Here is a 13,391-nt window from a genome sequence, read left to right as displayed (position 1 = left end):
CGGTCAGTCGCGGTCGGCGGCTGCGATGAACGACGCGAGTGTGGCAGCGGGGTCGTCGCCCGTCACGAGCGCCTCTCCCACCAGGACGACGTCGGCGCCGGCGGCACGGTAGTGCGCGACGTCGGCCGGACCGGCGACCGCGGACTCGGCGACGCGCACGACCCCGTCGGGGATCCGGTCGGCGAGCGATCCGAACAGGTCGCGGTCGAGCGAGAAGTCGGTCAGGTCGCGGGCGTTCACCCCGAGGATCCGGGCTCCGGCGTCGAGGCCGCGTGCGACCTCGTCCGCCGAGTGCGCCTCGACCAGGACGCGCATGCCGAGTTCTTCCGCCAGGGTGTGGAGCTCCACCAGCTGCTGCTGCTCGAGCGCCGCCACGATGAGCAGGACGACGTCGGCACCGGACGCCCGGGCCTCGATCACCTGGTACGGGTCGGCGATGAAGTCCTTGCGGAGGACGGGGACGCCCACCCGGGCCTTGACCGCTTCGAGGTCGGCGAGGCTGCCGAGGAACTTGCGCCCCTCGGTCAGGACGCTGATCGTCGAGGCACCGCCGCGCTCGTAGTCGGCGGCGAGGGACGCGGGGTCCTCGATCGGGGCCATGGACCCGCGGGACGGGCTGGCACGCTTGACCTCGGCGAGGATCTTCACCCGGTCGCCGGGGGCCAGGAACGTGAGGGCGTCGAGCGGGGACGCGACGCGGTCCAGGTCGCGTTCGACGTCCGCGTAGGGACGGTCGACGCGACGGGCCGCGGCGTCCTCGAGCGCGCCCGCGACGAGGGTCTCGAGCACGTTCGGCATGCCGGACCTACTCGGAGTGGTGCTTGGGGACGAACTTCGGGCCGTCGACGCCGTAGCCCGCCTTCTTCATGACGCCACCGACGATGAGGCCGATGAGCACCACGCCGGCGGAGGCCCAGACGCCCCACGGCTGGTCGAACCAGAAGAACAGCGTGCCGGCCGCGAATCCGATCAGCATGATCACGACGGCGGTCCAGGCTGCCGGCGAGTGGCCTTCGCCGAGTTCTGCGGGCTCAGTGTTGCTCACGGTGCTCCTCGTTCTGCTTCGACGCCGTCGTTCGACCGGCGTCCGTTCGATCCTACCGTGTCGTCCGGGGCCGCTCCGGCAGCGCCCGCGCTCGCGTCGTCGGGGCCCGTGGCTGCGCTGTCGGGGCCCGCGGCTGCGCTGTCGGGGCCTGCGACCGCGTCCGAGGTCGGGTCGACACCGGCGCTCAGGTCGTCCCAGTCCACGACGGCGTCACGTTCGACCGGCGCCACCGCACGGGCATCCGCCGCCGCACCCGCGGTGGCCGCACCGTACTTCCGGCTCGGCCCCGGCCAGGACCGCTGCACGACGAGCACGACGACCCCGAGCGCCATCGCGAGCAAGCCGCCGACGATGCCGACGACCGGCCACGCCGACACGTCCACGCTCGACACGGCCCGGCGGACGGCGGACAGGTCCGCGACGCCCGCGACCTCGCCCACGGCACCCTTCGCTGCGGCGACCGGGTCGGCCAGGGCGGTGATGCCGGACACCACCACGCCGACGCCGAGCAGGATCTCGACGGCGGCGAGCACGATCCGGACGACCCGACCGGCGATGGTCATCGCCAGGAAGAGCGCGAGGCTCGCGATCGCCAGGGCGGTGTACTGCGGGACCGCGGCCGCACCGTCGGCGTCCACCTTCGCGGCGACGGCAGCGCCCGCGTGGAGGTGGACCGTGAACCAGGTCTGCGTCCACGAGAGCATGATGATGCCCGCGACGGCAAGGCCGGCGACGACGACGAGCGGCCGGGAACGGCGGGCCGTCACGAGTGCACCCCGCGCATCCGGTTGGCGGTCGCGATGGCACGCAGCGGTGCCGCGGCCTTGTTCACGGCCTCGATGTGCTCGGTCTCGGGGTCGGAGTCGGCCACGAGCCCGGCCCCGGCCTGCACGCGTGCCACACCGTCCTTGATGAGGGCGCTGCGGATCGCGATCGCGAGGTCGGCGTCGCCGGCGAAGTCGAAGTAGCCGACCACGCCCGCGTAGGCACCGCGCTTCGCGGGTTCGAGCTCGTCGATGATCTCGAGCGCCCGCGGCTTCGGCGCCCCGGAGAGGGTGCCGGCCGGGAAGGTCGCCCGGAACACGTCGATCGCCGAGGCCCCGGGCCGCACGGCGCCCTCGACGCTCGACACCAGGTGCATGATGTGGCTGAACCGCTCGACCGTCATGAACTCGGTCACGGCGACCGTGCCCGGCTCGCAGACCTTCTGCAGGTCGTTGCGCGCCAGGTCGACGAGCATGAGGTGCTCGGCGCGCTCCTTCGGGTCCTCGAGCAGGTCCTCGCCGAGACGGACGTCCGCCTCGGGTGTGGCGCCGCGCGGACGCGACCCGGCGATCGGGTGGGTGATCGCCCGGCCGTCCTGCACCTTGACCAGGGCCTCGGGCGAGGCGCCGACGATCCAGAAGCGCTCGTCCGCGGTGTCCGCCAGGGACAGGAAGTACATGTACGGGCTCGGGTTGAGCGTCCGCAGCACGCGGTAGACGTCGAGGGGATCCGCGGTGACCTCGTGGTCGAACCGCTGCGAGATGACGACCTGGAAGACGTCCCCGTCGCGGATGAAGCCCTTCGACCGCTCGACGGCCGCCATGTAGTCCGCGGGGGTGGACCGGTGGGTCGGCGTCGGCTCGGCGATGTCGAACGCCTCGGCGACGGTCGCGGCGGAGGGCTGCACGAGGTCGGCCTGCATCCGGTCGAGTCGCGCCTGGGCGTCCGCCCACAGCGCCTCGGCGTCGTCGACACCGTCGTTCAGCACGCTGGCGACGAGCAGGACGAGCCCGGTGCGGTGGTCGAGCGCGGCGAGCTCGGACACGAACGCGAGGGCCTGCCCCGGGACGTCGAAGTCGGCCGGCGGCACGTTCGGCAGGTGCTCGAGCTGACGGACGGCCTCCCAGCCGATGAACCCGACGGTGCCACCGACGAGCGGCGGGGTGCCGGGGATCCGCGGGGTCGCCCAGCGCTCGTGCAGCCGCGCCAGGACCTCGAGCGGCTCGCCGTCGAGCGAGTCGACGGCGCGGGACGCCGGGATGCCGGTGTCGATCCACGCGGCACGGTCGCCGTCCTGGGTGAGCACGCCGAAGCTGCGCACCCCGACGAAGGACCAGCGCGACCAGAGGCCACCCTGCCCGGCGGACTCGAGCAGGAAGGTACCGGGCCGGCCGTCGGCGAGCTTCCGGTAGACACCGACCGGCGTCTCGCTGTCGGCGTAGAGCGCGCGCACGACGGGGACGACGCGGTGGGCGTCGAGCAGGGCGTCGAACTCCGGACGGGAGGTCGTGTGCGGCGTGTCGGAGAGCGTCGCGGTGCTCATCGGGTCTCCTCCACGGCCCCACCAGCGAGAGCGGACGGCGCACCAGCGAGATCGGACGGCGCACCAGCAAGATCGGACGCGGCGCCGTCGGGCGCGGACGCCGTCACGGGCTCGAGGGGGTCGACGTCGAAGCAGCGGTGCGCGCCGGTGTGGCACGCGGCGCCGACCTGCTCGACGGTCACGAGGAGCGTGTCCGCGTCGCAGTCGAACGCCGCCCCGCGCACGTACTGCGCGTGCCCCGAGGTGTCGCCCTTGCGCCAGTACTCGTTCCGGGACCGCGACCAGAAGGTCACTCGTCCCTCGGTCAGGGTGCGGCGGAGGGCTTCTCGGTCCATGTAGCCGAGCATGAGGACGTCCTTCGACGACTCCTCTTGCACGATGGCGGGGAGCAGCCCGTCCGCACCGAACCGCGCGCGGTCGAGGACCGCGTCCGTGCTGGTGCTGGTGCTGTCGGTCATGAGACTCCTAGCCTACGGCGGCGGGTCAGCGGACGGCGTGCCCGGTCGCGCGCAGCGCGGCCTTCACGTCACCGATGGTCATCTCGCCGCGGTGGAAGACGCTGGCGGCGAGGACGGCATCCGCGCCCGCCTCGATCGCGGGGGCGAAGTGGTCGAGCCGACCCGCGCCTCCCGAAGCGATGACCGGGACCGACGCGACCGCGCGCACCGCCGCCACGAGCTCGACGTCGAACCCGTTCTTCGTGCCGTCCGCGTCGATCGAGTTGACGAGGAGCTCCCCCGCGCCGCGCTCGACGGCCTCGCGCGCCCAGGCAAGCGCGTCGAGGTCGGACTCGGTCCGACCGCCGTGGGTCGTCACGACGAAGCCCGACGGCATCCGGTCGGACCGCTTGATGTCCAGGGAGAGCACGACGGCCTGCGCGCCGAACCGGTCCGCGATCTCGCCGACGAGGTCCGGACGCGCGATCGCGGCGCTGTTCACGCCGATCTTGTCCGCACCGCACTGCTGCAGTCGCGACACGTCGTCGACGCTCCGGACGCCGCCACCGACGGTGAGCGGGATGAACACCTGCTCGGCCGTGCGCGTCACCGTGTCGTACATCGTCGCGCGGTTCTCGACCGTGGCACCCACGTCGAGGAAGGTCAGCTCGTCCGCGCCCTGCTCGTAGTAGCGCGCGGCGAGCTCGACCGGGTCACCGGCGTCCTGCAGGTCCAGGAAGTTGACGCCCTTGACGACCCGGCCGCCCTTGACGTCCAGGCAGGGGATGACCCGGACGGAGACCCCGGTCACAGTCGTGCGGCGTGGATCGGGCTGACGAGGATGGCGCGCGCGCCGAGGTCGTACAGCGCGTCCATGATGAGGTTCGCGTCGTCGCGCGGGATCATCACGCGGACGGCCGACCAGTCGCGACCGTGCAGCGGCGAGACCGTCGGCGACTCGATGCCCGACGCGACGGCGGTCGCCTGCTCGAGGAGCCCGGTGGGGATGTCGTAGTCGAGCATCACGTAGCCGCGCGCGACGAGCACGCCCTGCAGTCGGCGCCGCAGGACGTCGATGCCGGGGATCGTCTCGTCGGTGGAGATGAGGAGCGCGGTCGACTCGAGGATGACCGGCCCGAAGATCTCGAGCCCGGCCGCCCGGAGCGTGCTGCCCGTCGAGACCACGTCGGCCACGGCGTCGGCGACACCGAGGCGCACGGCGCTCTCGACCGCGCCGTCGAGCTTGACGAGCGTCGCGGTGACGCCGTGCTTCGCGAGGAACTCCCCCACGAGTCCGGGGTAGCTCGTGGCCACCCGCACACCGTCGAGGTCCTGCAGCGTGCTGAACCGGCCGGGCGTGCCGGCGAACCGGAACGTCGAGTCGGCGAACCCGAGCGCGTCGACCTCGTGCGCAGCGGAGCCGGAGTCGAGCAGCAGGTCGCGGCCGGTAATGCCGACGTCGAGCGCGCCGGAACCCACGTACGTGGCGATGTCGCGCGGGCGGAGGAAGAAGAACTCGACGCCGTTGCGCTCGTCGAGCAGGTGGAGCGCCTTCGGGTCGCGGCGGCCGGCGTACCCGGCCTCGCGCAGCATGTCGGACGCGGTCTCGGACAGGGAGCCCTTGTTGGGCACGGCGATGCGGAGCATCAGGGGGTCTGCTTTCTGGTGGAGGGTCGGCGGCTGATCAGCGGATCAGAGATGTCGCCAGACGTCCGCCGGGGTGAGCCCCTTCGCCACCATGAGCACCTGCAGGTGGTACACGAGCTGCGAGATCTCCTCCGAGGTGCGCTCGTCGCCCTCGTACTCGGCCGCCATCCAGACCTCGGCCGCTTCTTCCACGATCTTCTTGCCGATCTGGTGCACGCCGGCGTCCAGTTCGGCGACGGTGCCGGAGCCCTCGGGGCGCGTGCGCGCCTTCTCGGTGAGCTCCTGGAACAGGTCGTCGAACGTCTTCACGCGCACCAGGCTACCGTCCCCCGCCGACACGGCCGACGTACCGTCCGGACGGGAGGCGCGGCTCGTGTCCGTCACGCCCGTCACCTCGGGCACCGGTCCGGTCACGAGCCTGCTGCCGCGGCCGCCTCGCGCAGGTCCGCGATGCGCGCGGCCGGCTCGCCGCCGTAGACCGCGGAGCCCGCCACGAGGGTGTCGGCACCGCTGCGGACCGCCTCGGGCACCGTGTCGACCGCGATCCCGCCGTCGACCTCGAGCCAGACGTCGAGCCCCGAGGCGTCGACCGCCGCACGGGCGTCGGCGAGTTTCGGCATCACCGAGCGCATGAACGCCTGGCCGCCGAACCCGGGCTCGACCGTCATGAGCAGGATCATGTCGTAGGCGTCGAGGTGGTGGAGCACCTGGGTGATCGGGGTGCCGGGCTTCACCGCGACGGCTGCCCGGGCACCGTTCGACCGGATCGCCGCGGCGGTCGCCACCGGGTCGTCGGCGGCCTCGAAGTGGAAGGTCACGCTCGACGCACCCGTCTCGGCGTACTTCGGCGCCTCGGTGTCGGCGTTCGTGATCATGAGGTGGACGTCGAGCGGCACCAGGGAGACCTCCTGCAGGCGCTGCACGATCGGCAGGCCCAGCGTGAGGTTCGGCACGAAGTGGTTGTCCATCACGTCGACGTGCACCAGGTCGGCGGTCTCGATGCGGTGGAGCTCGCGTTCGAGGTTCGCGAAGTCGGCGGACAGGATGCTCGGCGAGATGCGGATCGTCACCCGTCGAGCCTACCGGGGCGCGTCCGTCTGCCCGCTCCGCACCCGCTTCAGTTCGCGCCGACCGCGCGGGAGCCGAGGTCCGAGCGGAGCATCGTCTCCAGCGCCGCGTCCACCAGCCGCTCCCCCTCGGCGCGGTCGATCCGACGCGAGACCACGAGCGCGGCGATCCCCTGCATGGTGGCGGCGAACAGGAGCTTGAACAGGTGCCGGGCGTCGCCGTCGCCGCCGTCCGCCAGCGCGCTCCCCATCGCGCCGTCGAGCACGGCGAACAGCGACGAGGCGGCGGCCTGCACCGACCCGGCCCGGGTGGTCGTCTTCGCCTGGAACATCAGGTCCATCAGCGCGGCGTCGTCGATCGCGAAGTCGACGTACGCGAGGGCGACCCGGCGGAAGCGGTCGTCCAGGTCACCGGCCCCGGCCAGCGCTCGGCGCACCGCGGCGGCCAGCCGGTCGAAGCCGAGCTCGGCCACGGCGTCGAGGAGCGCCTGGCGATCGACGAAGTGGCTCCGTGGCGCTCCGTGGCTCACACCGGCACGGCGCGCGAGGTCACGCAGGGACAGCCCGTCGACACCGTCCTCACGCAGGACCGTCACGGCCTCGTCGAGCAGGACGGCGCGGAGGTTCCCGTGGTGGAAGGGACGATCCGGCATGCCTCCACCCTACCCCGCGACTAGGCATTGCCTATTTTCTAGTCAGTGCCTAGATTGGGACCATGACATCGCAACAGCACCTGCTCGTCTTCGGCGCGACGGGCCAGACCGGCCAGCACTTCACGCAGTTCGCCCTCGACGCCGGACACCGGGTGCGCGCCGTCGCCCGCACGCCGGCCAAGCTCACGATCCAGCACGACGACCTCGAGGTCGTACCGGGCTCCGTCCCCGACGACCTCGACCTCGACGCACTGCTGGACGGTGTGACCGCCGTCGTCGTGATGCTCGGGGACGTCGACGCGCAGCGTGACCGTCTGGTAAACACGCCCTTCGTCCAGGCGCTCGTGCCGGCGATGCGTCGGAGCGGCGCCACCCGCCTGCTCTACCAAGCGGGCGGGTTGAGCGCGCCTCCCGGCCGGCGGCTCGCACCGGTGCTGCGGCTCGTGCGGGCGACGCTCGCCCGCGCGTACCGCGGGCAGCACGCCGACAACGAGGCGGTGATGCGCTACCTCGACGCCGAGGCACGGGACATTGCCTGGACGGTGCACCGGGCCGGCATCGGCTCGGACGGCCCCGCGAAGGGCGAGCTCCGCCGCTCGGCGCGGTGGATCAGCATCGCGACCTTCCGCGACTGCGCCGCGTACAACCTGCGGGCGCTGTTCGACGAGGACGCCGTGCACACCTGCGACGGGAGCGCGTACCGCCGGTCACGCTGAGCCGGCGGCCTGCTGCTGGGCTCTCGTGCTACGCGACGCGCCGGAACAGCGCGATGAACATCGCGTCCGTCCCGATGCGGTGCGGCCAGAGCTGCACCGTGTTCCCGTCGGCCACCCGCGGGTCCCGCGCGGCAACCGACCGCACGACGGACGCGGTGTCGAGCTGCTCGAGCTCGCCACCGTGCCGCGCCATCAGGGCGTCGACCTGGCCGCGGGTCTCCGCCAGGTGCGGCGAGCACGTCACGTACGCCAGGGTCCCGCCCGGTGCGAGCACTCGCACGGCGGCGTCGAGCAGTTCGGCCTGCAGCGCGGCGAGCTCGGGGACGTCCTCGGGCTGCTTGCGCCACCGGGCCTCCGGACGACGCCGGAGCGCTCCGAGTCCGGTGCACGGCGCGTCGAGCAGGATCCGGTCGAACGTCACCCCGGCGCCGTCACGACCGAAGCGCCGACCGTCGCCCTCGACCACGGTCACGCCGTCGCCGGAGCCCGCGAGGGCCTTCCGCACGAGTCCGGCACGCGCCGGCACGAGTTCGTTCGCCACGAGGGTCGCCCCGCCCTGTGCGGCCTCGGCCGCGAGGAGCGCCGCCTTGCCGCCGGGTCCGGCGCAGAGGTCGAGCCACCGCTCCCCCGGCCGGATCGCCGACGACCGGCTGAGCGCCAGTGCCGCGAGCTGGGAGCCCTCGTCCTGCACGCGGAGCCGTCCGGCGGTGACGCCCGGCACGCGGGCGGGGTCGCCGGAGATCCCGCGGATGCCGACGGGCGAGACCGGCAGGTCCGCCTCGGGGTCCGTGAGCGGCTCGGGAGGCGCGACCTGCGTCTCGTCGTCGGCGTCCGTCTCGTGTTCGGTCGCGGTCGCGGCGTGGGCCCGGGCAGCGGCGACGTCCTCGTCGGTGGCCAGCCCGGGCAGCGCGGCGAGCTGCACCCGGGGTGCGGCGTTGTCGGCCGCCAGGAGCGCGGCGAGCTCGTCCCGCGAGCGTTCGGCAGCGAGGGCGTCCCGCAGCGCGGACACCACCCACGTGGGGTGCGACCACCGGGTGGCGAGCAGTGCGTCCCCACCGCGGCCCTCGGTGATGAGCGCGTCCCACTCGTCGTCGGTCCGTGCGGCCACCTTGCGCAGCACGGCGTTGACGAAGCCGGTGGCACGGCGGGCACCGACCTCGCGGGCGAGCTCGACCGTGGCGTCGACGGCGGCGTGCGTCGGGGTGCGCATCCCGAGCAGCTGGTGGGCGCCGAGCCGGAGGACGTCGAGCACGTCGGACTCGACGTTGTCGATGCGACGACCGGAGGCGAGGGCGATGATCGCGTCGTACCGGCCGAGCATCCGGATCGACCCGTAGGTCAGCTCGGTGGCGAACCCGGCATCGCGCGCGGAGAGCCCGGCGCGGCGTATCCGGGTCGGGAGCAGGAGGTTGGCGTAGGCGTCGTCGACCTGCACCGCCCGCAGCACGTCGAAGGCGACACGGCGGGCGCTCGTCTGCCGCGGTCCGTGGTGCCGGCGCTGCCCGGTGCTCGCGGCGCTCACGCCAGGACCTTCCCGTCGAGGGAGCCGAGGCCCCGGGCCCAGGCGGCGGCGTCCATCGCCTTCTTGCCGGCGGGTTGCACCTCGGTGAGCACGAGCGGGTCGTCGGCGGTCCCGACGAGCAGCCGACCGCCCTGGACGCTGAGCGCACCGGGGGCGAGCGACGGGGCGGGGTCTGCCGCGCCTCCTGGCAGTCGGTTGCTGCGGAGCAGCTTGACGCGGGTTTCGCCGAGGTGGGCGTACGCGCCGGGCTCGGGCGTGACGCCGCGCAGGCGTGCGTGCACGACGGCGGCCGGCGCAGCGAAGTCGATGCGACCGTCGTCGATGGTCAGCTTCGGGGCGAGGGTGGGCTCGCCGGTCTGCTCCACGGCGACCGCGGTGCCCGCGGCGATGTCGTCGACGACGCGGACGACGGTCTCGGCGCCGGTCTCGGCCATCGCGGCGAGGACCTCGCCGGAGGTCGCCTCGGGGTCGATGTCGAACGGGTCGCTCGCGTACACCGGACCGGCGTCGAGCGCCTCGACGAGCTGGAACACCGTCGCGGCGGTGCGGGTGTCGCCGGCCATCACCGCGCGCTGGACGGGGGCGGCGCCGCGGTACTGCGGCAGGTCCGAGAAGTGCAGGTTCACCCAGCCGAGCCGCGGGGCGTCGAGCGCCGGGCGTCGGAGCAGGGCGCCGTACGCGACGATGACGCCGAGGTCGACCCCGAGGTCGGCGATGCGGGCGGTGACCTCGTCGTCGACCCGGGACGCCTCGATCACCGGGAGGCCGAGCTCCTGTGCGACCTGGGCGACGGGGGTCGGGGTGAGGACGCGCTTCCGGCCGTGCGGGGTCGCCGGACGGGTGAGCACCGCGGCGATCTCGTGCTCGGACGCCGCGAGGCGGCGGAGGGTGGGGACGGCCGCAGCGGGGCTGCCGGCGACGACGAGACGCATGGGTTCGATCCTCCCATGTTCCCCACGTGCTCCGCGTCCGACGGCAGCTCCGATCGTGTCAGGACCACTGGTCGCGGAGCACCGGCGCGGCCGTGGCGGCACCCGACGTCCGGCGGGCACGGACCAGCAACACGAGCGACTCCGGCGAGTCGATCTCGTGCAGGCGGCACGGACCGACCCGGCGGCTCCAGTCGGCGGCGAACGCCTCGGCATCGGCACGGCGACGTCCCACGGCCGCCGGCACGGCGAAGTACCGGTCGCCCGGGGTGACCGCACGGGCCACGGCCAGGGCCACGACGAGCAACGGCGCCCGGCGCACGGTCGCGCGCTCGGTGCGGCTGACCTGCAGCAGGAAGCGCGGGGTCCGCACCGGGCCGAAGAACTCGGCGAGCGCGCCGGTCACGACGCGGCGGTCCTCGGGGCGTGCGCCGAGCACCTCCATCGTGAAGCTCTGCGGCACCTTCCCCGCCATCTGCGCGGTGACGCGGACGTCCCCCTCGCCGAACGCCGGGACCCGACCGGCCCGGTGCAGTGCGTCGACGACGACCCGGACGGCTCTGCGGTAGGCGCCGACGGTGCTGAACCGCTGGCGGAGGGCGAGGCCGAGCTGTCGGGCGACGGGCCAGACGAGCAGGACGGCGAGACCGATGACGACGAGGAGCCCGAGCACGCCGGGCACCGAGCCGAGCCGCCAGAGGGCGACGATGCCCCGGGCGGACTCGGCGAGCAGCCAGAGGACCGCGCCGAGGACGACGGCGAGCACGAACTCCGCGGTCGGTCCGGTGCGGAACGGCTGCGTGCGTGGTTCCTCGACGACGGTCGCCGTGCTCTCGCGGTCGGCGTAGGGCTCGCCCACGCGCCAGGCGGCCCAGCTGTCTGCCCGGGTGGGGAGTTCGGCGGCGATGGTCTCGTCGAGGGCCCGCACGGTCTGCCGCTCGTCCTTGGCGACGAGTCCGGCGAGCCGGCGGGCCTGTCCGTCGGTGAGCGCGATCGACGTGCCGCGGACCACCTGCGCAGCGTCGGAGCGGAGGAGTCCCCAGATCTGTTCGTGCTTCCGGCGCATCCGGGAGACGTCCGGGGCGGCGTCGAGCGGGACGTCGGCCGGGATGACGGCGGTGACGGTCCAGTTGTGGGCGACCTTGCGGGGCCACGCCGGGTCGAGGCGGAGCGTGCGACCGCGGAGCTGCTGGGTCGCCGACGAGGTCGCGACGGCGGTGAGGTCGATGAGGGTGTTCGCGGCGGGGCAGTCCCAGCCCTCGCCGAGCAGGCCACGGGTACCGATGACGAGTCGGGTGGTGCCGTCCGCGAGCAGGGCGGAGACGGCGGCCAGCACGGCGGCCGATCCGGCACCGGGGGTCTCGACGCTGAGCACGTGCGGGTCGTCGGGCACCGGTTCCGTGCTGCAGGTCGTGCCGAGGCGCTGCTCGAGTGCGGGGAGCAGGACGTCGGCGTCCCGGGCGGCGATCCGGAGGTGGCGTGCGGTGACGAGCACGGGGCGCAGCGGCACGGGGTGGTCCTCCGTCGCGACCGTGGCGAAGGTCCGGAGTGCGCCCGCGGCGGGGACGGCGCTCCCCCGGGTGTTGCCGTGGGTGGCGTGGTCGGTCACCACGACGGCCCGGACCCGGTCGGCGGCGTCCTGGGAGAGTTCGAGGTGGAGCAGGTCGACGACGGCGCGGTCCTTCGCGGCGGACGATGCGAGCACGGTGTCGATCGGGTCGCGGCTCCGTCGGACGCCGCGGTCGGTCAGGGTGAAGCCGAAGTCCACGATCGAGCGCTTGATGCGCTGCCACTGCTCCGCACGGTCGGGGTCGGGCAGCAGTCGGTCGAGGGCGTAGCGGGCGAGGACCCGGATCCGCCCCTCCGCGTCGGGGGCGCGTCGGACGTCGTCGGGCAGGAGCGCGAGCAGTGGGTGGTCGGGGCGGAACTCGGCGAGGGTGCGTGCGGCGGCCTCGGCGACGGGGAAGTCGGCGGCGAAGGCTGCGGCGAGTCGTTCCTCGGCGGTGGCGGGCCGTGTGCCGGGGTCCGGTCCGGGGACCGGGCCGGTGCTTGTCTCCGGTTGCAGCGTCGTCTCGAGCCAGTCGATCCCGTCGGGTTCGGCGAGCGCGCCGCGGATCAGCGCGGCGAGTCGGCGTTCGTGGTCGCGCAGGAAGGCGAGCTCGTCCGGCGTCGGCTCGACGAACCAGACGTGGTCGCGGTAGGGCGCGAGGTTGCCCTCCTTCACGACGGCGGGTGTCGGCACTTCGTGGTCGACGTCGCCGAGCAGTGCGGTGTAGGTGTCGTGGGCGTCGCGGTCGTCGGTGGACGGCAGGGTCGCGGTCAGGCCGATGACGACCGGTTCGCGGCCGGACGCGCGGATGCGGCCGAGCAGGTAGGCGACCACCAGCGCCCAGTGGTCGAGGAGGTGGTGGCACTCGTCGAGGACGACGGTCTCGACGCCGTGTGCCACGAGCCGGTCGACGAGTGCGCGGGCGTTCGGGTGCAGGGCCTCGGCGAGGCGCTCGGGGTCCTCGCGCGCGAGCCGCTTCCGGATCGCGCGGGAACGGCGACGGACGCCCTTCCGGAACGCTGCCGGGTTGCTGGTGCGGAGGTCGTCGATCCACCGTGCCGCGGCCGCGTCGTCCCGTCCCCCGTCGATGAGTTCGCGACGCCAGTCCGCGGTGGCGAGGTCGGTGAGCGGACTGCCGGTGTCGAGGACGGAGAGCATCTGGTAGGTCAGCGCGGTGAGGTCGCCGGGGCGGTCCGGGTCCTCGGACACCGTCGCCTCGCCGTGCAGGGCCGACGCCGATCGGGCCCACTGCGAGCGGATCGTCGCGGTCGGCGCGAGCACGAGGGCGCGCGCACCGTGGCGTCCGGCGAGGAGCAGCCCGAGCAGGGTCTTGCCGGCCCCGGGGGGCGCGACGACGTGGACGGGGTCGCCGGGTTCGACCGGCACCCGGTCGAGGACGTCGCGTTGGTACGTGCGCAGCGTGCCCTGGTAACGCCAGCTGGCGAGCGGGAGCGTGCGGGCCCCCGTGCGGTCGTTCGTGCGGTCGTTCGTGCGTTCCCCCGTCGTCACCGTCCGAGT

At 73.7% G+C, this 13,391-nt stretch carries 13 protein-coding genes and 1 pseudogene; 1 reads left to right on the top strand and 13 read right to left on the bottom strand.

Annotated elements, in window-relative coordinates; genetic code table 11:
- Positions 1-3: 3 nt before the first annotated feature.
- The 10 genes and pseudogenes from trpC to BM028_RS12875 all read right to left on the bottom strand — a co-directional run bounded on the left by trpC (position 4) and on the right by BM028_RS12875 (position 7,157).
- Positions 4-789: an indole-3-glycerol phosphate synthase TrpC gene (gene trpC, locus BM028_RS12920; RefSeq protein WP_092387312.1), complete on the bottom strand. Its 786-nt coding sequence runs from the start codon at positions 787-789 to the stop codon at positions 4-6.
- A gap of 16 nt (positions 790-805) precedes the next feature.
- Positions 806-1,045 (bottom strand): HGxxPAAW family protein, encoded by a 240-nt coding sequence (locus BM028_RS12915; protein ID WP_070416235.1) that lies wholly within the window; start codon positions 1,043-1,045, stop codon positions 806-808.
- On the bottom strand, positions 1,042-1,812 hold the full coding sequence (locus tag BM028_RS12910; RefSeq protein ID WP_092387016.1) for a Trp biosynthesis-associated membrane protein: 771 nt from the start codon (positions 1,810-1,812) through the stop codon (positions 1,042-1,044). The genes BM028_RS12915 and BM028_RS12910 overlap by 4 nt, the downstream gene beginning before the upstream one ends.
- Positions 1,809-3,353 (bottom strand): anthranilate synthase component I, encoded by a 1,545-nt coding sequence (locus BM028_RS12905; protein WP_070416237.1) that lies wholly within the window; start codon positions 3,351-3,353, stop codon positions 1,809-1,811. Before BM028_RS12905 ends, BM028_RS12910 begins: the two co-directional genes overlap by 4 nt.
- Positions 3,354-3,442: 89 nt before the next feature.
- Positions 3,443-3,811: pseudogene (gene hisI, locus BM028_RS12900) on the bottom strand (phosphoribosyl-AMP cyclohydrolase); the annotation flags it as partial.
- 25 nt (positions 3,812-3,836) lie between these two features.
- On the bottom strand, positions 3,837-4,601 hold the full coding sequence (gene hisF / locus BM028_RS12895; RefSeq protein WP_092387014.1) for an imidazole glycerol phosphate synthase subunit HisF: 765 nt from the start codon (positions 4,599-4,601) through the stop codon (positions 3,837-3,839).
- Positions 4,598-5,437, bottom strand: coding sequence for an ATP phosphoribosyltransferase (gene hisG, locus BM028_RS12890; protein ID WP_022906699.1), 840 nt, complete (start codon positions 5,435-5,437; stop codon positions 4,598-4,600). The genes hisF and hisG overlap by 4 nt, the downstream gene beginning before the upstream one ends.
- Positions 5,438-5,482: 45 nt before the next feature.
- The gene (locus BM028_RS12885) at positions 5,483-5,746 is read right to left on the bottom strand and encodes a phosphoribosyl-ATP diphosphatase (RefSeq protein WP_031259753.1); all 264 of its coding nucleotides are present in this window, start codon (positions 5,744-5,746) and stop codon (positions 5,483-5,485) included.
- A gap of 101 nt (positions 5,747-5,847) precedes the next feature.
- Positions 5,848-6,507 (bottom strand): ribulose-phosphate 3-epimerase, encoded by a 660-nt coding sequence (rpe, locus tag BM028_RS12880; protein ID WP_092387012.1) that lies wholly within the window; start codon positions 6,505-6,507, stop codon positions 5,848-5,850.
- Between the two features lie 47 nt (positions 6,508-6,554).
- On the bottom strand, positions 6,555-7,157 hold the full coding sequence (locus tag BM028_RS12875; RefSeq protein ID WP_092387010.1) for a TetR/AcrR family transcriptional regulator: 603 nt from the start codon (positions 7,155-7,157) through the stop codon (positions 6,555-6,557).
- 62 nt (positions 7,158-7,219) lie between these two features.
- Between BM028_RS12875 and BM028_RS12870 the strand changes: the two genes are divergently transcribed.
- Positions 7,220-7,873: an NAD(P)-dependent oxidoreductase gene (locus tag BM028_RS12870; RefSeq protein ID WP_092387009.1), complete on the top strand. Its 654-nt coding sequence runs from the start codon at positions 7,220-7,222 to the stop codon at positions 7,871-7,873.
- 28 nt (positions 7,874-7,901) lie between these two features.
- Here the strand turns inward: BM028_RS12870 and BM028_RS12865 are convergent, their stop codons facing one another.
- The 3 genes from BM028_RS12865 to BM028_RS18560 are packed head-to-tail and all read right to left on the bottom strand — an operon-like array spanning position 7,902 to position 13,382.
- Positions 7,902-9,395 (bottom strand): RsmB/NOP family class I SAM-dependent RNA methyltransferase, encoded by a 1,494-nt coding sequence (locus BM028_RS12865; RefSeq protein ID WP_071296280.1) that lies wholly within the window; start codon positions 9,393-9,395, stop codon positions 7,902-7,904.
- Positions 9,392-10,327 (bottom strand): methionyl-tRNA formyltransferase, encoded by a 936-nt coding sequence (gene fmt, locus BM028_RS12860; RefSeq protein ID WP_092387007.1) that lies wholly within the window; start codon positions 10,325-10,327, stop codon positions 9,392-9,394. Before fmt ends, BM028_RS12865 begins: the two co-directional genes overlap by 4 nt.
- Before the next feature lie 58 nt (positions 10,328-10,385).
- Entirely contained in the window at positions 10,386-13,382 is a 2,997-nt protein-coding gene (locus BM028_RS18560; protein ID WP_092387005.1) for a DEAD/DEAH box helicase family protein, read from the bottom strand.
- Positions 13,383-13,391: the final 9 nt, after the last annotated feature.

This window comes from Curtobacterium sp. YR515 (assembly GCF_900113095.1).
Lineage (GTDB): Bacteria > Actinomycetota > Actinomycetes > Actinomycetales > Microbacteriaceae > Curtobacterium.
The sequence above is the reverse complement of the archived record's forward strand: the minus strand, read 5'-3'. Positions and strand labels throughout refer to the sequence as shown.